This window comes from Pseudoalteromonas sp. KG3, from assembly GCF_030436385.1.
Classification (GTDB): domain Bacteria; phylum Pseudomonadota; class Gammaproteobacteria; order Enterobacterales; family Alteromonadaceae; genus Pseudoalteromonas; species Pseudoalteromonas prydzensis.
This window is the reverse complement of the sequence record NZ_CP098525.1, coordinates 1-19,742: the sequence shown is the minus strand read 5'-3', so window position 1 is coordinate 19,742 and position 19,742 is coordinate 1. Positions and strand designations below refer to the sequence as shown.

General features: G+C 39.0%; 14 protein-coding genes. All 14 read left to right on the top strand.

Features of this window, described 5'->3' with window-relative positions; all coding sequences use genetic code 11:
- The first annotated feature begins 140 nt into the window (after window positions 1-140).
- Complete coding sequence (locus NDQ71_RS23585) at window positions 141-683, top strand: hypothetical protein (protein ID WP_192541866.1); 543 nt, start codon at window positions 141-143, stop codon at window positions 681-683.
- Window positions 680-1,111, top strand: a complete 432-nt coding sequence (locus tag NDQ71_RS23580; RefSeq protein WP_192541867.1) for a hypothetical protein — start codon at window positions 680-682, stop codon at window positions 1,109-1,111. Before NDQ71_RS23585 ends, NDQ71_RS23580 begins: the two co-directional genes overlap by 4 nt.
- Complete coding sequence (locus tag NDQ71_RS23575; protein ID WP_192541868.1) at window positions 1,092-1,895, top strand: ImmA/IrrE family metallo-endopeptidase; 804 nt, start codon at window positions 1,092-1,094, stop codon at window positions 1,893-1,895. Before NDQ71_RS23580 ends, NDQ71_RS23575 begins: the two co-directional genes overlap by 20 nt.
- A 1,885-nt stretch (window positions 1,896-3,780) precedes the next feature.
- Window positions 3,781-4,848, top strand: a complete 1,068-nt coding sequence (locus tag NDQ71_RS23570; RefSeq protein WP_192541869.1) for a replication initiation protein — start codon at window positions 3,781-3,783, stop codon at window positions 4,846-4,848.
- A gap of 621 nt (window positions 4,849-5,469) precedes the next feature.
- Window positions 5,470-6,111, top strand: coding sequence for an RpiB/LacA/LacB family sugar-phosphate isomerase (locus NDQ71_RS23565; protein WP_192541870.1), 642 nt, complete (start codon window positions 5,470-5,472; stop codon window positions 6,109-6,111).
- A 355-nt stretch (window positions 6,112-6,466) separates the two neighbouring features.
- Window positions 6,467-10,000 (top strand): type I restriction-modification system endonuclease, encoded by a 3,534-nt coding sequence (gene hsdR / locus NDQ71_RS23560; RefSeq protein ID WP_301563134.1) that lies wholly within the window; start codon window positions 6,467-6,469, stop codon window positions 9,998-10,000.
- Between the two features lie 239 nt (window positions 10,001-10,239).
- Entirely contained in the window at window positions 10,240-11,235 is a 996-nt protein-coding gene (locus NDQ71_RS23555) for an Abi family protein (RefSeq protein WP_243531797.1), read from the top strand.
- Window positions 11,236-11,246: 11 nt separating this feature from the next.
- Window positions 11,247-12,917 carry an N-6 DNA methylase gene (locus tag NDQ71_RS23550; RefSeq protein ID WP_192541873.1) on the top strand — a complete coding sequence of 557 codons (1,671 nt, stop codon included), beginning with the start codon at window positions 11,247-11,249 and terminating at the stop codon, window positions 12,915-12,917.
- Window positions 12,917-14,509 carry a restriction endonuclease subunit S gene (locus NDQ71_RS23545; protein WP_225736623.1) on the top strand — a complete coding sequence of 531 codons (1,593 nt, stop codon included), beginning with the start codon at window positions 12,917-12,919 and terminating at the stop codon, window positions 14,507-14,509. Before NDQ71_RS23550 ends, NDQ71_RS23545 begins: the two co-directional genes overlap by 1 nt.
- Window positions 14,506-16,092, top strand: coding sequence for an AAA family ATPase (locus NDQ71_RS23540; RefSeq protein WP_192541874.1), 1,587 nt, complete (start codon window positions 14,506-14,508; stop codon window positions 16,090-16,092). The genes NDQ71_RS23545 and NDQ71_RS23540 overlap by 4 nt, the downstream gene beginning before the upstream one ends.
- On the top strand, window positions 16,079-16,939 hold the full coding sequence (locus NDQ71_RS23535) for a hypothetical protein (protein WP_192541875.1): 861 nt from the start codon (window positions 16,079-16,081) through the stop codon (window positions 16,937-16,939). Before NDQ71_RS23540 ends, NDQ71_RS23535 begins: the two co-directional genes overlap by 14 nt.
- 8 nt (window positions 16,940-16,947) lie before the next feature.
- Complete coding sequence (locus NDQ71_RS23530; RefSeq protein ID WP_192541876.1) at window positions 16,948-17,991, top strand: restriction endonuclease; 1,044 nt, start codon at window positions 16,948-16,950, stop codon at window positions 17,989-17,991.
- A gap of 74 nt (window positions 17,992-18,065) precedes the next feature.
- On the top strand, window positions 18,066-18,350 hold the full coding sequence (locus tag NDQ71_RS23525) for a type II toxin-antitoxin system HigB family toxin (protein ID WP_138739927.1): 285 nt from the start codon (window positions 18,066-18,068) through the stop codon (window positions 18,348-18,350).
- Window positions 18,351-18,359: 9 nt separating this feature from the next.
- Window positions 18,360-19,556: an ImmA/IrrE family metallo-endopeptidase gene (locus NDQ71_RS23520; RefSeq protein WP_192541877.1), complete on the top strand. Its 1,197-nt coding sequence runs from the start codon at window positions 18,360-18,362 to the stop codon at window positions 19,554-19,556.
- The last annotated feature ends 186 nt before the right edge of the window (window positions 19,557-19,742 follow it).

Here is a 19,742-nt window from a genome sequence, read left to right as displayed (position 1 = left end):
GTTGAAAAAATTACTTTTGTCTTGTTTAATTCGGTAACATCCAAACGCGCAGTTTTGCCCCATACCCAATAAGGCGGAACTCGGTTTAAAAACTGGACAATGTCCAGAAATTATTTTTTTTCCGTCTAAAGGAGTAGCAAATGAAAGACTACGACTACTACACGGTCGATGAGATCATACAGGCGCTGGAGTCAAACACTGATGAAGTGCTTACAAGAACAATAATCTGGTCGAAACGCATAGTAGGGAAATCTGGATTCGCAATTGAAGCTGAAGAAGTATTCAACGAAGCATTGTTGCGAATTCTTGACGATGATCGGCATGTACCAAAAGATATCCCCCTCACTATTACCATTTGTAATGTGATTAGGAGTATCTGCAACGGAATGGCTGAACGGAATCAAGAAAAGATTTTTAAACACGCCGAGTCAATTGATGAGTATGAAGAAGCAAGCAATGTCCAAAGCATCGAGGATGATGGCGCTACTGATCCACGGTGGAGTGTTTTAGTAAATAACTTCAGTCAGGATGATATCGCTATGCGTTTTTTGACTGCCACGCAAGAAGGCCAAAATAAATCGGAAATCGTAGAATCAGTTTTTGCTGGTGACGAAAAAGCCTATGACACAACACGTAGGCGCATTGTAAGGAATGGAAAAAAATACTTTAAGGAGGCTGGATGATGGCTAACAAAGAGATGAACAATTTACTTGACGACATCATGATCGAGAAAATTGCCACTGCTCCCGTTAATGAGCTTATGGCGGAATACAATATTAGTGCGAATGAAATTCAAACAACTCAATCTCGATTTTTAGACCGTGTGAAAAAGCACAAACAACAACTAAAAAAGAACAGATTGAAAGATGCCCGAGCACAACTAGAAGCGGAAAAGAAGAAGCACGATACCGTAGATGTTGCAGGGTTTTTAGCAAAAAAAGGGAAAGACGCAAAAGCAATCTTGATTGATTTACTCTTACAGCAAAAGCTACCAGAGAACCTCACTATCGCACATAGAGAAGGTAAAGAATTTACGGATGAAGATGCAAATCAAATAATTGCAAATCTAATAGCTATGGGAGTAATCGACGTTGACGATAAAGGCGATTAAGGATTTTGTCGAATCGTTATATATTGACGAATTTGCTATATCCGAAGCAAAAGAAATAGATATAGAAGCAATAGCATTTGAACAGCAAGCTATTGTCCTAGAAAAGCCGCTCAATGGCTGTGAAGCAATGATAATTGGTGCTGGTGATAGAGCGACAATTACCGTCAACTCTTTAAGCGAGACTCCTAGAAAACGGTTTTCTGTCGGTCATGAGCTAGGGCATTGGTTTAGAGACCGCGGGAAAGTAGGCAACTTGTGTACCCACAAAGATATGGAAAATCCCAGTGGAGCGTCACGTAATCGCGAAAATGTGGCGAATAATTATGCTTCTGAGCTATTGATTCCTTCTTATTTGTTAAAGGAAAGCCTGACAGGAAGTCGTTTTGATCTAGATTTGATGAGTTCCGTTAAAACCACCTTCGACACTAGCTTAATGATGACCCTACGCCGCGTTACCAAAAGTGATCACCACATGGGATTCTTTGTCATCTACCGAAAAGACGGCAGCAGGTATCTATTTGATAAAAACAGTCAATTGCCCGGATGCTTTTACCCAAGAGATCGAGTGCCTGAAGGTTCAAAAATCTATGATTTGATTGCCAATGGTATAAGTTCTGGCCCCGGAGAGGTTGACGGCAGTGTATGGTGCCGCGAAGGTTGGGCAGATGATGCGACGGTATATGAACATGCTTTCCACTACCATAAAGACCAGTTTGTAAGTTTAGTCTGGTGGGAAGATGAAGAGCCTATTTGGCAATGTATAAGCAACCGAGAGAAATATTAATAGTGCATTAGGAGCCAACATCAAACAGTTCGTAATACTCCATTCTCAGAAATGTTACAGTTAGAAAGAAAAACTTTAGTACAGTGAAGTATTTCAAGAAACATGTTCTAGGTTTAGCCTTCTCTTGAAAATAAAAGTTAGTGAGTAACTGATCACTTTTTGAAAAGTTTATCTATATAAAAATTAGGGTTAATTACTAGTCCAAACTTCCGTTTTGTCTAAATCGGACTGCCAAAGCTGCGCTAGCCAGTTTCCGCTTTTAGCTCAAAGAAGACCTTCATCTAAACGATTCAATGCAGTAATTTTTTTAGCAACACTTTCACAAATTTACTCCCCAAATATAAATACTTGGTTTTATGCATCACCAACAGAAGAAACCTTATTAGATAAGGTAGAGTAGGGTGGTTTATAAGCCTTATGGGAAAGCTTACTCTGACTAGCCACTTTTCCAGTTAATTAACTTCCCATTATTAGTACTCATCACAGCTTTTATAGCCTTATTTCTTTATGAAGTTGTTTTTTCCACATTGTGGAATTGCATTTAATCATGCAGTTCCACAATTCTATTTGATAATTCATTAATCTTATTTTAAACGCCGTAATATCAATAATGATTTTTAAATAGAGAAGGGCGACCAAACATGCCATTCTATAAGTTAGTTTTCCACATTGTGGAATAACTTAACTCATTATAACTTTGAATATCTTTATATTAAAAATACTTGTCTGTAGCACTGCGTTACATGTAATTCTAAAAATGCCACATAACGACTTCTCCATACCATAAAGATAACAGTATTCTGGTGTAATACACCAGAATACTGTTATCTTTAAATAAGCTCTAACTCATGCAACCCACTAAAATAGTTAATTTGGAGTTTTAGATCTCAATTACCTTAAACATACACAAGAATTATGTATTTTTACTTTTGAACATACCCAAAGCTGGTGTTAAACACCAGTTTAAAGTTATTTACGAGTTAAAATACCAGAATGATGTTATCAAGCACCAGAATAGAGTAACTCTTAATGTTCTGTTCTACGCTTCGGCCCAATGAAAATCACCACTTTTAAGATATCTGAATAAGTATTTAGCCAGTATTATGTTACTTGTAGCTTAAAGTTTATTCAATATGGGTTTTTGAATTACACAAAACTGGTTCTCACACCAGAATCCAGTTATCTCAAAAGTTAAATCACCAGAAAGGTGTTATCAAACGCTAATATGCCCAGTATAACTTAAGGTTTAACACCAGATTTATGTAGCCTAAAACACTTAGAAGCCAGAATAGTGTTATTTAATGTCAGCTTTAACTGCTAATTAGCGAGAGATGAGCGTAATACATCACTTCAAGCGTCCAAGTACACCACAATTATGTAATCACAACCCTCAAGATGACATTATTCTGGTCTACCACACCATAAATATGTATTTATAGGTATATAAAAATGACAGATAACTTCATTTTCAAACCTAAAAACAGCAGGATAGAGTAATGCTGATAAATTACGTTTACACAAAACTGGTGTAGAACACCATTTTTATGTAAACATAAAAATAAATATCAGATTATTGCCGCTGTAGGCTTTGAAATAAAAACATATTAAAATCAATAAAATAACAAAAACCTATTATCCTGGGTGTATAAAAGCTAAGGCAAGATAGCACTAGCATGGCTTTCAGAGATCAATGTAATAACACATTTATGGTGAAAAGTTTCTTTCATTACATATTTATGGTGTAGTTCACCACTTTTGTGTGTTTACAACATAAAAAACACCATAAAAATGTATTTATAGATTTTATGTTTACATATTTCTGGTGAAAAAAACCAGTATTGTGTACACTCAATAATTATGAATACAGATTTGTGGTGATAGTCAGATGACCAAACAGTTAAGTAATAAGCCAATTTCACGAAATAACCTGCCTAAACATATCAAACAAGGCCATAAACTCGTGTTTAGTCGTAAAGATCTATCACAACGTGAAGCTGATTTGTTTGCGTTAATGATGGCTCAAATGAAAAGCGGCGACTGGGTAAATACAACACCACAATATACTTTTACCGCAAGCCAGTTATCTGAATGGCTAAATATCGATTCAAAACATGTTGGTTCGATTCTATCACCGGCTGCTGAGCGCCTTTCTAGCTATAAGATAGGTATTAAAGTAGAGAATGAAGATGGCGATGAAGACTTTGATTACAAACCCTTATTTAAACGTATTAGGTATAAAAAAGGGCTACTGACCATGGTTCCAAACGATATGCTGGAAAGTGAGTATATCGAATACCGACAAGGCTTTGCGTTGATCACAACAAAAACCTACCTTGATATTAAACAAGAGTATGCAAAGCGCCTGTATGAGATTCTAAGCCGCTTTAAGAAAGATGGCTACGAGATGCATTTCATTAAAATTGAAGAGCTTAAAGGGCTGTTTGGACTGCTAGATGAAAAAGGCAAATTAAAGAAAAACAAAGCTTCGTTCGCTAATAACGGCGTATTTATGAAACGTTGTATTAGAGACAGTATTGAAAAGCTAAGTAATCACCCTATAGCCAGAAAAGAGTTTTTATTTTTAAATAGTGAAAACAACGAAGTAGGGTATGAATTAAGAACTCAAGGTAAAAAAATATCAGAAATTAAGTTTTTAGTTCGCTGGGTAGACAAAGGCACCGTAGAAGAGCTTAATACTCATGATGCATTAAAAATAGTCAAAGAGCTTATTTCTAAACAAGTGACCAGCAAACAAAAGCTTTCACCAGCTGAGTTAACACAGTTAATGCTGGCATATAGGTATTTAGGCCAAGATGAAGAAGCTGATAGAGTTGAAAAAGCACTACAAGCATTTCAAAAATCAGAGCCCGAATTTGAAGAATATGAAGAAGAGCAGGGCGTTAAAGACGAATTAGCGTCAATAATGCAATTAACTAAAGATATCGAATACTAAGGCACACCATAAAGGTGTTACCTTAATACCAATTTGCTGATCAATAACACCAATATTGTGATCAACTTGACCAGTAAAATGATCCAAAACACGAGTTTTGTGATCAACAACGCCATAAATGTGATCTAAAGCGGCCTTTAAGTTATTTTAAATCAGTATGTTACAAGGCCTATAGATCTAATACTATTTATAGTTCTTTATATTAATAATAGAATTTATAGTGTATGTGGATATGTTGATAACTTTTAATGTATCGCTGTGATTGCTGATAATCTAGATTTATAAACCAACGAAAAGTCATTTTATTTAAACCTAATAAAAAAGGTTATCGTTCTACTAAAGCTGAAAAAAATTATAGAGATAACACAAGCATAGTAAACTGGTCTTCTCATTGAAAACAAAGCCCGAATAACTATTTCGCCCATAAGCAAAACGTTACTTAAAGCTACCTCCTGCTTTAAACAAAAGATCAATTATGTAAAGAATACAGAAATCTTCAAAACACCAATTAAAACAAAACCAACACAGTAATAAGCTATTCTTAGCATATTACATGTTAATTTCTACTAGAACTAATGATACACTTAAATCAAATTCAATCACAAAGGTTTAAAAATAGTCATGAAAATAGCATTAATGATGGAAAACAGCCAAGCGGCTAAGAACCCAATAATTTTGAATGAACTTGAAAGTGTTGCTTTACCGTTAAAACACAGTGTTTTTAACGTTGGTATGGATAGCGAAAACGATCACCACTTAACTTACATTCATTTAGGTATTATGGCTGGTATTTTACTTAACGCAAAAGCAGTTGATTTTGTGTTTACTGGTTGTGGTACAGGCCAAGGTGCAATGATGTCATCAAATGCCCATGATGGCGTGTTCTGTGGTTATTGTATTGATCCTTCTGACGCATTTTTATTTAATCAAGTTAACAACGGTAACGCTTTAGCATTACCTTTTGCTAAAGGTTTTGGTTGGGGGGCTGAATTGAACGCTCGTTATATTTTTGAAAAAGCACTTACAGGTGAACGTGGTGCTGGTTATCCTGTTGAACGCAGAGAACCTCAAGTACAAAATGCATCGATTTTAACTCAAGTAAAATCTGCGTTAGTCAATCGTAGTTACGTCGACTCATTAAAAAATCTGGATCAAGAGCTTGTTAAAACAGCTATATCAGGTGAACGTTTCCAAACATGTTTATTTGAAAATGGTCAAGATCATGACATTATTAATTATGTTAAGTCATTATTAGCGCAATAAAACGACTAGAGTTCAATAACTAAAAATTCTCAGATTAGTGTTTAACACTAACTTGAAAAGTCCAAAATAACGAAAGAAATATGTTTAATCATTAACCAATGTATATGCATGCGCGTTTAATATGCGCAGCTATCGCTAAACTTCGAATCTAAAAAGTATGCTACTCGCTTTAAAGTATGCAACTAAAACGGTCACAAGAAGTGGCCGTTTTTTGTATGTATATCTTTTTGCTTAAGAATGTATAATTTTTAACTTATATTGGTATTATGGCTGCTAGTAATAAACTTAAGGGTATTCAACAAGAAAAATATAAGTTGAAAAAATAGATACTCAATAAGTTAAAACAAAGCCTTAAATGGAGTTAGCTGTGGATAATAAAACGGGTAATTTTTACTTTCTTTGTGAGCACGACGATCTTTTTGTCGAACTAGCAGGTGCGGCTGAAAAAGCGTTTGCCAGTGACCCTAATACCACGTTAATTAAATTGAGACAGCTAGGAGAGGCGATTGCGCAACATATTGCTGTATTAGTGAGAGTTAACTTCGATGACAATACGACGCAGCTTGAATTAATACACAGAATCAGCAGAGAGTTGCAATTAGATCAAGTTGTTAAAGACCTTTTTCATACGCTAAGAGTTGAAGGAAATAAAGCGACTCACAAATTTAGAACAAAACATAAAGAAGCCATCAATGGCTTAGTTGTCGCACGTAAGTTAGCAATCTGGTTTCATCAGTCATTTGGTAAGCAGGGTACGTCATTTAAACCGGGTGCTTTTATTCCCCCTCACGATCCCAGTGAACAATTACGCAGTCTACAAAGCGAAATAGATAACTTAAAAGTCGACCTGCAAAAAGCAAACCTCGATCTTGACTCCAGCCAGCAACTCAACGAACTAATAAATAAAGAAAAAACAGAATATGAATCGCTAGCTTTTGAGATGGACCAAGAGTCCAAAGAGTTAGCTGAGCAAGCAAAAGAACATGAAAGAGCGCTTGCCGATCAAAAACACAGCTACGAAAAAAAGATAGCGGAGTTACAAACTAAGCTTTCAAACCTGGATGACGAATCAAACACCTCATATAAGCAAAAGCTAAGCACAAGTTCAAAAGCTGCAACTCAGCATATTGTTCTGGATGAAGCGTTAACACGTATTTTAATTGACCAACAGTTACAAGAAGCTGGCTGGGAGGTTGATACTGAAGTACTTACCTATAAAAATGGTACTCGCCCAGAAAAAGGAAAAAACATCGCCATTGCCGAGTGGCCAACTGAATATCAAGGAAAAAAAGGGCGTGCTGACTACGTACTTTTTGTCGGCCTTTCACCTATTGCTGTGGTTGAAGCTAAAAAAGAAAACACCAATGTTGCCGGTAAAATTTCACAAGCAGAGCGATACACTAAAGGCTTGAATGTTCAGCCCCCTTTAATACCTGCTTGGGAGCTACAAGGGTTGACCATAGCATGGCCAGATGAAGAGGATAGCCACTACAAAGTACCGTTTGTTTATTCTTGCAACGGTCGCCCTTATGTACCTCAACTAGCTGAGCAATCGGGAACGTGGTTTCGTGATGTACGCGAGCCTGCGAATATTAAACGCGCTTTGCCAAAGTTTCATACCCCTGAGGGGTTGCTTGATCTACTTAAGCGCAGCAAAGACGCCGCACAACAGAAACTAAAAGATGAGCCTTTCGGCTACTTAAAAGTTCGTGATTATCAACAAAAAGCAATTACCGCTGTTGAAAACACCTTAGCCCAAAATATTCGTCATGCCCTGCTAGCAATGGCAACGGGGACCGGAAAGACCCGTACAATCATTGGCTTAATGTATCGTTTTTTAAAAGCCGAACGTTTCAAACGAATTTTATTTTTAGTTGATCGTACCGCTTTGGGACAACAGGCAATAGATGCTTTTAACGAGGCGCCGCTTGAACAAAACCACACATTATCAAAAATATACAACGTGGCAGAGCTAGGAGACATGGCAGCGGAGGCTGAAACCCGCGTACAAGTTGCAACTGTGCAAGCCATGGTTAAGCGTATTTTTATGAGTGATAACCCGCCACCGCTAGACCAATTTGATTGCATAATAATTGATGAAGCCCACCGAGGTTATACGCTCGATCAAGAAATGACAGAGGGTGAACTGGCTACTCGCGATACCAGCCAATACTTATCTAGCTATCGCCGAGTATTAGATTATTTCGATGCAGTAAAAATTGCACTTACGGCGACACCGGCAAAACACACTAGCGATATTTTTGGCAAACCTGTTTATACCTATTCATACAGAGAAGCAGTAGCTGACGACTGGTTAATCGATCACGAACCTCCTATTCGTTATGAAACCTTATTGACACAGAATGGAATCCATTTTGATAAAGGCGAAACAATTCAATCCATCAACATGCAAACAGGTGAAATAGAATCAGCTGATCTTGAGGATGAGTTGAATTTTGAAATAGATGCCTTTAACAGAAAGGTCATTAGTGAAAACTTTAACCGAGTTATTTGTGAGCAACTTGTTCAAGAACTAGACCCGTTTGGAGATGAAAAAACATTAATCTTTTGTGCCCCATCTAAAAATGGATTACATGCAGATATGGTCAAACGCTTACTTGATGGGGCCTTCAAAGACCTTTACAACGGAGAATACAATCAAGCCGCTGTTGAGGTTATCAAAGGCGACTCAGATAAAGTGGACCAAAAAATCCGCCAGTTTAAAAACGAGCGATACCCCAATATTGCCATTACCGTCGACTTATTAACGACCGGTATTGATGTGCCTAAAATTTGTAACTTAGTGTTTATGCGCCGAGTAAAATCGCGCATTTTATATGAGCAAATGATTGGCCGTGCAACACGCCGCTGTGACGACATTGGTAAAACCGTATTCCGTATTTATGACCCTGTTGATATTTACGCAGCGTTGCAAGACGTTAATACCATGAAGCCCCTGGTAAAAGACCCTAACATCACACTTGATCAATTAGTGGATGAAATTACCAATCCAGATCTACTCGAACGAGCGCTTAATGCCCCAGGCGATACACCCGAACAAAGCCATGCTGACGTCGTGCTGAGTCAACTAAGCCAAAAGGTAATGCGGGTATTACGTAAAGCACAGAAAAAATCAGAAAGTAAACCAGCCCTTAAGCAAAAGTTAGATGAGTTACAAGAGTCATGGGGCGTAGAACCAAAAAGCTTACACACCCATTTAAACCAGCTAGGGCCAAAACAAGCGGCAGCGTTTATAAACCAGCATAGTGGTTTATTAAGTCAATTAGCAGAGGTAAATAGCTTGCTAGGCAGCGAACAACAACCTGTTATTTCAGAGCATTTTGATGAAATTCGCGATCGTAATCAAAGTTATGGTTCGCATCAAAAACCAGAAGATTACCTTGATAGTTTTAATCAGTTTATCAAAGAGCAATTAAATCAAAATGCAGCGCTTGCAGCGGTTGTTAACAAGCCACGCGATTTAAATCGCGCGCAGCTCAAAGATATTAAGTTGCTGCTTGATGGTGCAGGTTACACCGAGCCTAAACTGCAAAGTGCAGTGCGTAACCAAACTAATCAAGATATTGCAGCGAGCATTGTTGGGCATATTCGTCGTGCGGCACTCGGCGAAGCACTGGTTCCGTTTGAGCAAAGAGTTGCGCAGGCTATGGCGCGCATTTACCAAAGTCACCAGTGGAACCCTAACCAACGAAAGTGGTTAGACCGATTAGCTAAACAACTCGTACATGAAGTAATTATTGACCGTAACTTTGTTAATAACCGCTTTGGCGAGCATGGCGGCGCAAAGCAATTTGATAAAGTATTGAATAATCAACTTGATAGCGTATTAGAAGAACTTAGCGAAGCCATATGGCCTAAACTAGGTTAGCAAAAGGTGAGCGGTAATATGTATAAAAAAGATGAAAAACTATATATATATCAGCATATATGTATAGAAATGAGCTGTTATTACACTTATACGCTGCACATGTTCTGCTTGATTAAGTTAGCTTTACTACCTATAATCTCCCGCAATATACCCGCCAAGCCTATGGTTCTTGTAGCCACGCTCAAATCGTGCGGGTTTTTTATGTCTGCAATCTGCCTGCACGAAAATGAGATAAGGCAATGATGGCATTTAATAAACCAGCAATTACTCCAGAGCAACAGCTTACTCTGTTGCAACAGCGTGGGTTGAGCATCCTTGATCGACCCCGAGCTTTGGCATTTTTACAATCAGTCAGTTTCTTTCGCCTTACACCCTATATGCGGCCGTTTCAGGTCAATGCACAGCATAACTTTATCGCGGGTACGGGGTTTCGTCAGTTAGCAGAGCTATATGACTTTGACCGTCGTTTGCGTTTATTGGTGATAGATGCCATTGAACGAGCTGAAGTTGCGGTTCGTGGCCACATAAGCAATCATATGGGCACTACCTATGAAAGCCATTGGTATTTAGATGCTAAGCATTTTAAAAATAATGATCAGCATAACCGCCTACTAGACGAGATCCGTCGCAAGCAAGACAATGAACTGCGCGATTACCATAGAGAATGCCAGCGCATAGATAAACTGAAAACTGACTCAACGCGCAAAGCAAAACTAAAACAAAAGCGCCAACAAGAAAGCTATGCGCGGCACTACGCGCTAACTTATTCAACACCTCAACTCATGCCTAATTGGGCCATGGTGGAAGAAATTACTTTAGGCACTTTATCTCATTTATACAAAAATTTAAGTAAGGACAGCGATAAAAAAGCTATTGCCAGAGGGCTAGGGCTAGAGGCGCCGTTACTGGAATCTTGGTTACACACCCTAACTGCGGTGAGAAATATTTGTGCCCACCACAGTCGATTATGGAATCGAGAGCTAGGCATAAAACCAGCCGTGCCTAAAAGTAGACGAGTTGCATGGCCAGATTACTTACGAAACGGCAATGTAAATTTGCATACTCGTGCGGCCGTTATTTTGCCAATATTGCAACACTTCATGATTTATTGCGCGCCACACGCGAGTTGGAAGCAACGCTTAGCCGAGCTTTTTAATGAATTCCCGAATACACCATTAGCCCGAATGGGTTTGCCAAATGATTGGCAGCAAGACCCGTTTTGGCAGATTATTTAACGAGACCTTTCATGACGAATAACGACATTGTACAAAAACTTTGGAACCTGTGTGACGTATTACGTGACGACGGTATTAACTACAGTGACTACGTTACCGAACTGGTACTGCTGTTGTTTATTAAAATGGTGCACGAAAACACCGAAGCCGGTACGTTAAAAAAACACCCGTTGCCAATCGGCTGTCGCTGGCAGGATATCAGCGACAAATCAGGCATCAATTTATTAAATGATTACAAGGCCATTTTATTTGCCCTCTCAACCGGTAAACGCCTAGAGGCTGACCCTGAAAATCCAGGCCAAACAAAAGAAGTACAAGTACACGAAGATCCATTAATCAGCGCCATTTATGCCGATGCGCAAACGCGCTTACGTGAGCCGCGCCATTTAGAGCAAATGATTAAAACGCTGGATCAAATTGATTGGTTTAGTGCCGCTAAAGACGGCCTAGGCGATTTATACGAAGGCTTATTAGAAAAAAATGCCAGTGAGACTAAATCGGGTGCAGGGCAATACTTTACCCCGCGCGCGTTAATTAACTCCATGGTACGTTGCATCAAGCCGCAAGTTGGCGAAGTAATACAAGATCCTGCTGCGGGGACCGCTGGCTTTTTGGTGGCGGCTGATCAATATATGCGTGAGCAAAGCGATGATTACTTTGACTTAAACAGCAAGCAATCTGAATTTCAAAAAAATAAGGCATTTGTGGGTGTAGAGCTGGTGCCTAACACGCGCCGTTTAGCATTAATGAACTGCTTGTTACACGGCATGGAAGGCGACGACGAGGGCGTAATACATTTAGGTAACGCTTTAGGTGATGCAGGCAAAGCATTAGAAGGCGCCGATATAATTTTGGCTAACCCGCCGTTTGGTACCAGCAAAGGCGGCGAGGCCAGCAATACCCGTGACGATTTAACCTATAAAACAGGCAACAAGCAACTGGCGTTTTTACAGCATATTTACCGTAACTTAAAACCCGGTGGCCGCGCCGCGGTGGTATTGCCCGACAACGTCTTGTTTGAAGCGGGCGTGGGTACCGAGGTACGCCGTGACTTAATGGATAAATGCAACCTGCATACTATTTTACGTTTACCAACGGGTATTTTTTACGCTCAAGGCGTTAAAACCAATGTGTTGTTCTTTACAAAAGGCAGCACCACCGACAAACACCAGCAAGAAAATTGCACCGAAAACGTGTGGGTTTACGACCTGCGCACTAACATGCCCAGTTTTGGCAAACGCACCCCGTTTGGTAATTCAGATATTGGTTTTACACAACAAGATTTTGGCTTAGACCCACACCTTGGGGCTTTTGAAAAAGTATTTGATCCTGTAGGTCGTGATTTATCGCGACAACAAGATATTGCCACAATACTCGCAGCCCGCACCCAAGGTGAATACAGCTTTGGTGCCGAACAAATCGCGGTAGACAAACAAGCCGCCGTGGAAAATGAAAATATTGACGATAAGTTATTACACAGCCGCTGGCGCTGCTTTAGCCGCGACTGGATAGCCAATACTAAAGGCGACTCGCTCGATATTAGCTGGCTAAAAGACAAAGACAGCGTGGATGCGGCTGATTTACCCGAACCGGATGTATTGGCACGCGAAGCGAAAGACGAACTCACTGCCGCGTTAAGTGAGCTGGATGAATTGTTGGCGGTGTTGGAAGGGGCGAACTGATGAAAGAAGCCAATTTTCCCGAGGGGTGGGGTGAATGCTCAGTCGAAATGCTCGCAAAATTTATTGATTATCGTGGCCGTACACCTAAAAAAACGCCAAATGGAATACCTCTAATAACTGCAAAAAATATTCGTGATGGTTACATTAATAGAGAGCCTCGCGAGTATATTGCAGAGTCCGATTACGAAGATTGGATGACAAGAGGTATCCCGAACGTCGGTGATGTAGTAATAACAACAGAAGCGCCGATGGGAAACGTCGCAGTTATAGATATAGATGAAAAATTTGCGTTAGCACAGCGCGCTATTTGCTTACAATGCTATGAACCTGAAACAGGTAGTTTCTTGCACTACGCACTAAGAAACCCCATATTTCAGAAGCTTTTAACATTAAATGCAACTGGCACAACAGTCAGTGGAATAAAGGCTGCTACCTTAAGAAAGTTAAATATACCTTTTCCCCCTTTAGCCGAACAAAAAGTCATCGCCGATAAACTCGACACTTTGCTGGCACAGGTGGAAACCACCAAAGCCCGCCTTGATCACATCCCGAAAATTCTAAAAACCTTCCGCCAATCCGTCCTCGCTGCGGCCGTGAGTGGTAAGTTGACTGAGTCATTTGAAGGTGACTCAGTAGGTAGCGGAATAATTAAATTTGAAGAAATATTGAAAGATAAAAAACAATTATCTTATGGTGTATTAAAACCTGGCGATTTGGATCCAGATGGAGTACCCATGATACGAATAATGGATGTTGGAGAGTGGGGAAAGTTTAACGATTCTGAAATATTTAAAATATCAAAGTCACTCGCTAAACAATATAATCGGACTGAAGTACAACAGGGTGATATTGTTCTTTCAGTTATGGCAACTATTGGTCGACCGGCAATAATTCCAGAGCACCTTGCTGGGGCTAATGTGAATCGCGCTTTGGCTGTTATTAAGATAAAAAAAGGCATAGTTCCTGAGTATATTCAATTGCAGCTGTTGTCTCCTTTTTTTCAAACTGCATTTGTAGATAAACAGATAGGAACGGCACAAAAACGAATTAATTTATCAGATTTACGAAAATTCGATATATGGGTTCCAAGTTATGATAAACAAACAGAAATAGTCCGCCGCGTCGAAGATCTATTCGTTTTTGCTGACAATATCGAACAAAAAGCCAATGCGGCATTAGAGCGCGTTAACAATCTCACCCAATCTATATTAGCCAAAGCCTTTCGCGGCGAACTCACTGCCGACTGGCGCGCGCAAAATCCAGATTTAATCATTGGCGACAACAGCGCAGAGGCCTTGCTTGAAAAAATCAAAGCCGAGCGCGAGGCAAATAAAAACGCGAACAAAGAAAAGGAAAAAGGTACCCGTAAAGCGAAACCCAAAAAAGAGATCCAGCCGAAAATATTGTTAGAAAATCCAGTGGTAGATGTGCTCAATAAAAAAGGGATTGCAAAACCACAAGCAATCTTTGATGAACTCAAAGAGTTGATGGATTTACGCGAGGTGCTAAAAGAGATCAGTCAGCTACTAGAGCAGCAGGTTATTAAAGAAATAGATAAAGATGGTCAGCAGTATTTGGAGATCAATCGATGAAGTTACTTCGCCTTAATATTCGTTCGGACTTTAAAAATCTAAAAGGCGTTGAAATAAGATTTTCATCCGGTACTAGCCGCACTGTTATTATCGGGCAAAATGGCACGGGGAAATCTAATATTCTTGAGGCTTTAGTAAAAATTTTTTTGCATTTAGATGATGGCTCTAAGCCGCCTTTTTCCTATGAGTTGGATTATAAATTAGGCGATGAAAGTCTTGAAACTTGGATGTCAGTGGATGCCAACCCAGACAGACAGTCTATTTACCAGATTGAATATTGCACTACGTCAAGTGGTAAAGAGTTAGATAAAAAGCAAAGTATCGATATTGTTAAAGTAAAGCGCAATAAAGAAGGTATTTCGAAATATTTACCACGGAATATTTTTGCTTATTATTCAGGGCCCAGTGATCGTTTAGAAAAGTTGCTCTTTAACAAACGCAAAGAGTTCTACCAAAGTGTGCGTCATAAAGATGAAAGTATTCGTTCTAACATTCGCCCCTTTTTTTATGCTAAGGGATTTCATAGCCAATTTTCATTGTTAGCCTTTTTCTCTGCCCGTGGTTTTCCGAAAGCTAAGAAATTTTTAAGCCGCGAACTATCAATTTCCAAATTTGAATCGGCCACTTTCTTTTTGAAAAAGCCAACGGATGCAGAGTCAAATGATGTGAATGATTTTTGGGGTATTCAAGGCGGTATTCGTGATTTTGTTGAATTATTAAAAACCAATGGCATAGGTCCTGTTACTCAGCAGGAAGAAACGCTGGATTTACATGCCCAAAAGAAAAAATACCATGATGTGGTGGCCTACCATCTGCCAGATTTAAAATCTTTGGAGTCATTAGCACGAAATATGCGGCCAGAAGATTTTTTCAAAGTACTAGAGGCCACCTACTTGTCAGGCATGTTAGATAGGTTAGAAATTAGAGTAACATTGGAAGGCCGTGCTGAAGATATTAGTTTTACAGAACTTAGTGAAGGTGAACAGCAACTTTTAACTGTATTTGGGTTACTTCAGTTTACTGCTAAACGAGATGCTTTGTTTCTTTTAGATGAGCCTGATACTCACTTAAATCCATATTGGGCAGCAAAATATCATCAAATATTAGAGATGTTTGTACCCGATGGATTTGTCAGCCACATTGTAATGACAACACATCACCCCCTATCAATCTATGAGCTTGACCAAGAGCAAATTCAGGTTGTTACTCGCTCAGAGCATTCCCAAGAGATATCGGTTAGTCAGCCTAAGTTATCACCTAAAGGAATGACCGTGAATGGGATATTAACTAGTGATATGTTTGGCCTTTTAACGACCTTAGACCACGGTACTCAGCAATTGATTCGTGAGCGCCGTGAGTTATTAGTTGAGGATAAGGACTCTGATAGGTTAGAAGAATTAAACCAAGAGTTAGAAGAGCTCGGTTATGGTTACATTCATCCTGATGAAGACTATCGGCAATTTTTAATCGCTAGAAGTAAGTACTTAAAATTTGGAGAAGAAGTCGCCAGTGTTGAGGCTAGAAAAAAACTTATCAAAAACTTATTAAAAGATTTAAAGGTATCAGACGATGAGACACATTGATAAACGCAATTTTTCGAAATGTAAAACCAAAACGTGGGACAAAAAAGCTATTCAATGGTCACGAAAAATAGCAGCTTCAGCGGATCCTAAAGTAACAATTGAGGGGATCGGCAATAAATGGTCATCTTTAAAAAGAACATTTGTACAAGAGTTTGGTGCTAAATGTTGGTACACCGAAACTCCGCAAATAGGAACCGATTTTGATGTAGACCATTATTGGCCAAAGGGAAGAGTAAAGCTCGAGGATGGGACTATTCTATGCTCGGCTACAGGTCAACACCCCGGGTATTGGTGGAAGGCATTTGATATTGATAATTATCGTTATTCTTGTATCTATGCTAATAGAAGCCGCGAAGATGGAGGAAAAGTTGACTACTTTCCTTTAATTGATGAATCACAAAGAGCATGGGGTGATACTGCTTGTGATTATAATTATCGAACTATTTTAGATCCGTGTTCGCTGGATGATGTTCAACTTATTACATTTGAAGTTGAAACAGGTAAAACGGCATCAATTTATTCCGAGCAGCAGGACTCTACAGCTTATCAGCGTGTGAAACTTTCAAAACAAATATTGAACCTCGATGAAAAATCTATTGTTTCAGCGCGAAGGAAGGCAATTAAAAATGCTAGGACGGCTTTAAACTTTTTGAGACATACTAGTAGATTAAGTTTAGATGATTTAGACGATGAGGACTTGAAAGGGATAGAAGACGCAAAGCAGTTGATAATTGAAGGCTGTAATCGAAAATCAGGTTTTAGCGCAGCTATAGTACACACTGTTTTACCCCATACAAAGAGACCGTATTTGGCCTGTATACTGCCGCAATTAGATTTAATGCCTTAAGGAAAATTATGTCAATCTGGTTAATAAGAGCTGGCTCTCAAGGACAGTTTGAACAAAAGTTTATTAATGAAAACCGTGTTTATGTGACGTGGGATGGATTAAACAGCGATCTTACTAAAATGAGAGAACGCCAAGAGCTAATAGATGCGCTGTCTATTAATGATCCTGATGCTAAGCCGAAAAAGTTAATGAATCATGCTAGCCAAGTTTGGCCATTTGCCCATGCGATAAATATGGGTGACAGGGTTATTTTGCCCTCAAAAATTCAGCCTGTTATTTATATTGGAAAAATAACATCAAACTATAATTTTGATAAAAATGGTACCGACCCTTTCTTTCACTGGCGTAGCGTTGAGTGGTTACCGGATCCAATCCCCAGAGGAAACTTTTCTCAAGATTTACTTTACAGTTTTGGTGCGTTTATGACTATATGTCGAATTCAGCGTAATAATGCTGAAGAACGTATTAACGCTATGGAAGCGAATGGTTGGAAGGCTGAAACTCAAAGGCAAATTATAAATCAAACTGTTAATTATTCGTCTAACCAAGATGCTAATGATGAAGAGGTTGAAATCGATTTAGAAGAGCTGGGTCATAGCCAAATTATTAAATTGATTGAGGCTAAATTTAGAGGTCATAACTTAACACGTTTGGTTTCTGCTATTTTAACAGCTCAAGGTTATACCTGCTGGCAGAGCCCTGAAGGTGCGGATGGTGGTGCTGATATTTTAGCTGGTGACGGGCCTATGGGGTTTGGAGCTCAGCGAATTTGTGTTGAAGTTAAATCTGGAGACGGTTTAGTTGATCGCCCAACCGTTGATAAACTAATGGGGGCGATGACAAAGTTTAATGCTACCCAAGGGTTATTTGTGGCTTGGGGCGGGTTTAAAGGTAACGTTCAAAAAGAGTTAGCATCAAGCTTTTTTCGAGTTCGATTATGGACTCAGCATGATTTATTAGAACAATTATTTATGTTCTACGACAAGCTAGAAGAGGACATTAAAGCTGAGCTACCACTTAAACGTATTTGGACCGTAGCGTCAGCAGATTAGAATCCATTATGATAATTAACTTCCCTTTTTGGTAATAATAACTATAATTCCCTTCGTGGGAACTTTGAGGCAGGATGAAGGTCTTAGGAAGAGACAAACTTACAGAGTTTAGTCAAAAGCATGCTAATGCAAAAAAAGCACTTGAAGCTTGGTTTTCAGAAGCCAATGAAGCTGACTGGAAAACACCCCAAGATATAAAGAACCGATATCGAAGCGCAGATTTCTTAGCTGATAATAGGGTGATCTTTAATGTAAAAGGTAACCATTATAGGTTAGTTGTGAAAGTGAGATATCAAAATGGTATTGCTGTGATTGAATGGGTTGGAACCCATTCGGAGTATGACAAGCAACGCTTTTAAGGAGGTATTATGGGCCACATTAAGTTAATTAAATCGTCTCAAGATCATGAGCAAGCTTTAGCGCGTGTCATGACATTAATGGATTTTGATCCCGCTCCAGATTCAGCAGAAAGTGATGAGCTGGATTTACTGGCATTTTTAATTGAAAAGTACGAGGAAGAAGCATTTCCTATTGACTCCCCTGATCCAATTGAAGCAATAAAATTTCGTATGGAGCAACAGGGCTTGATTAAAAAAGATTTAGTGCCTTATTTTGGTTCTGCTTCAAAAGTAACTGAAGTGCTAAATGGCACACGAAGCTTAAGCTTGAATATGATTCGTAAGTTAAGCGCGGGCTTAGGAATATCTGCTGATGTGTTGATTAAAGAGCCTTGCGCTAAAAGTGCTATCTCAAAAGAGATTAATTGGGATGCCTTTCCTATAACTGAAATGCGATCTCGTGGATATTTTGAAGGATTTAAAGGCTCAATAAATGAATTGAAAGAGTATTCAATTGAGAAGCTTAATCAGTTTTTAACGTCTGTACCCAATGGATTTTATTTGAAACCAGCATTATTAAGAACCACAGCTCATTTACGCTCAAATGACAAAGAGATTGATAGCTATGCTTTATGGGCTTGGCAAGTTAGGGTTTTACAAAAAGCGCAATTAGAGCAGCTCCCAGTAAAATATGTAAAAGGGACTGTTGATGCTAATTGGATGAAAAAATTAGCGCAATTGTCATGGTCTGATCAGGGTCCTAAATTAGCTAAAGAGTTTTTAAACCGCCATGGTATTCATTTAGTTATTGAGGGTCATTTACCAAAAACGTATTTGGACGGTGCTGTATGTATTTGTGCAAGCGGGAACCCTGTTGTTGCACTTACACTACGCCACGATAAGTTAGATAACTTTTGGTTTTCTTTGATGCATGAATTAGCTCATATCGCGTTGCATTTAGATGGAACCGAGACTTGGTACTTGGATAATTTAGATGCAGAAGGTGGAGATAAAGTTGAACAAGAAGCCGATGCATTGGCTCAGGCAAGCTTAATTCCATCAGGTTATTTCAACTCTTTAGAAATGCAAGATACTAGTTCAGTACGTAAATTTGCGAGTAGCCTTAGTATCTCCCCTTGTATTGTTGCCGGTAGAGTTCGCCATGAGCTCAATGATCATTCTAAATTTGGTAAAGCATTTAGAGATAAAGTAAGCAACCATTTTTAAAAATAAACTTCGTTTTCAATAGTAATGGGTAGGTATGATTCTACCTGTTACTTTACAGCATAAAGCTTAGTTCGATTTTTTGTGTTGTTAATTCAATTAATAGATGCACGATCCATTCTATAACATTATTTAACGTGCACAATAAGTAACCGTCGGCTAAACCACACCTAAACATTTATTTTATAT

Bases quoted from the DNA above. Each gene is read 5' to 3' on its own strand.
- NDQ71_RS23585 (WP_192541866.1), top strand. From the start codon at position 141: ATGAAAGACTACGACTACTACACGGTCGATGAGATCATACAGGCGCTG.
- NDQ71_RS23580 (WP_192541867.1), top strand. From the start codon at position 680: ATGATGGCTAACAAAGAGATGAACAATTTACTTGACGACATCATGATC.
- NDQ71_RS23570 (WP_192541869.1), top strand. From the start codon at position 3,781: ATGACCAAACAGTTAAGTAATAAGCCAATTTCACGAAATAACCTGCCT.
- NDQ71_RS23565 (WP_192541870.1), top strand. From the start codon at position 5,470: ATGAAAATAGCATTAATGATGGAAAACAGCCAAGCGGCTAAGAACCCA.
- hsdR (WP_301563134.1), top strand. From the start codon at position 6,467: ATGGAGTTAGCTGTGGATAATAAAACGGGTAATTTTTACTTTCTTTGT.
- NDQ71_RS23555 (WP_243531797.1), top strand. From the start codon at position 10,240: ATGATGGCATTTAATAAACCAGCAATTACTCCAGAGCAACAGCTTACT.
- NDQ71_RS23550 (WP_192541873.1), top strand. From the start codon at position 11,247: ATGACGAATAACGACATTGTACAAAAACTTTGGAACCTGTGTGACGTA.
- NDQ71_RS23545 (WP_225736623.1), top strand. From the start codon at position 12,917: ATGAAAGAAGCCAATTTTCCCGAGGGGTGGGGTGAATGCTCAGTCGAA.
- NDQ71_RS23540 (WP_192541874.1), top strand. From the start codon at position 14,506: ATGAAGTTACTTCGCCTTAATATTCGTTCGGACTTTAAAAATCTAAAA.
- NDQ71_RS23535 (WP_192541875.1), top strand. From the start codon at position 16,079: ATGAGACACATTGATAAACGCAATTTTTCGAAATGTAAAACCAAAACG.
- NDQ71_RS23530 (WP_192541876.1), top strand. From the start codon at position 16,948: ATGTCAATCTGGTTAATAAGAGCTGGCTCTCAAGGACAGTTTGAACAA.
- NDQ71_RS23525 (WP_138739927.1), top strand. From the start codon at position 18,066: ATGAAGGTCTTAGGAAGAGACAAACTTACAGAGTTTAGTCAAAAGCAT.
- NDQ71_RS23520 (WP_192541877.1), top strand. From the start codon at position 18,360: ATGGGCCACATTAAGTTAATTAAATCGTCTCAAGATCATGAGCAAGCT.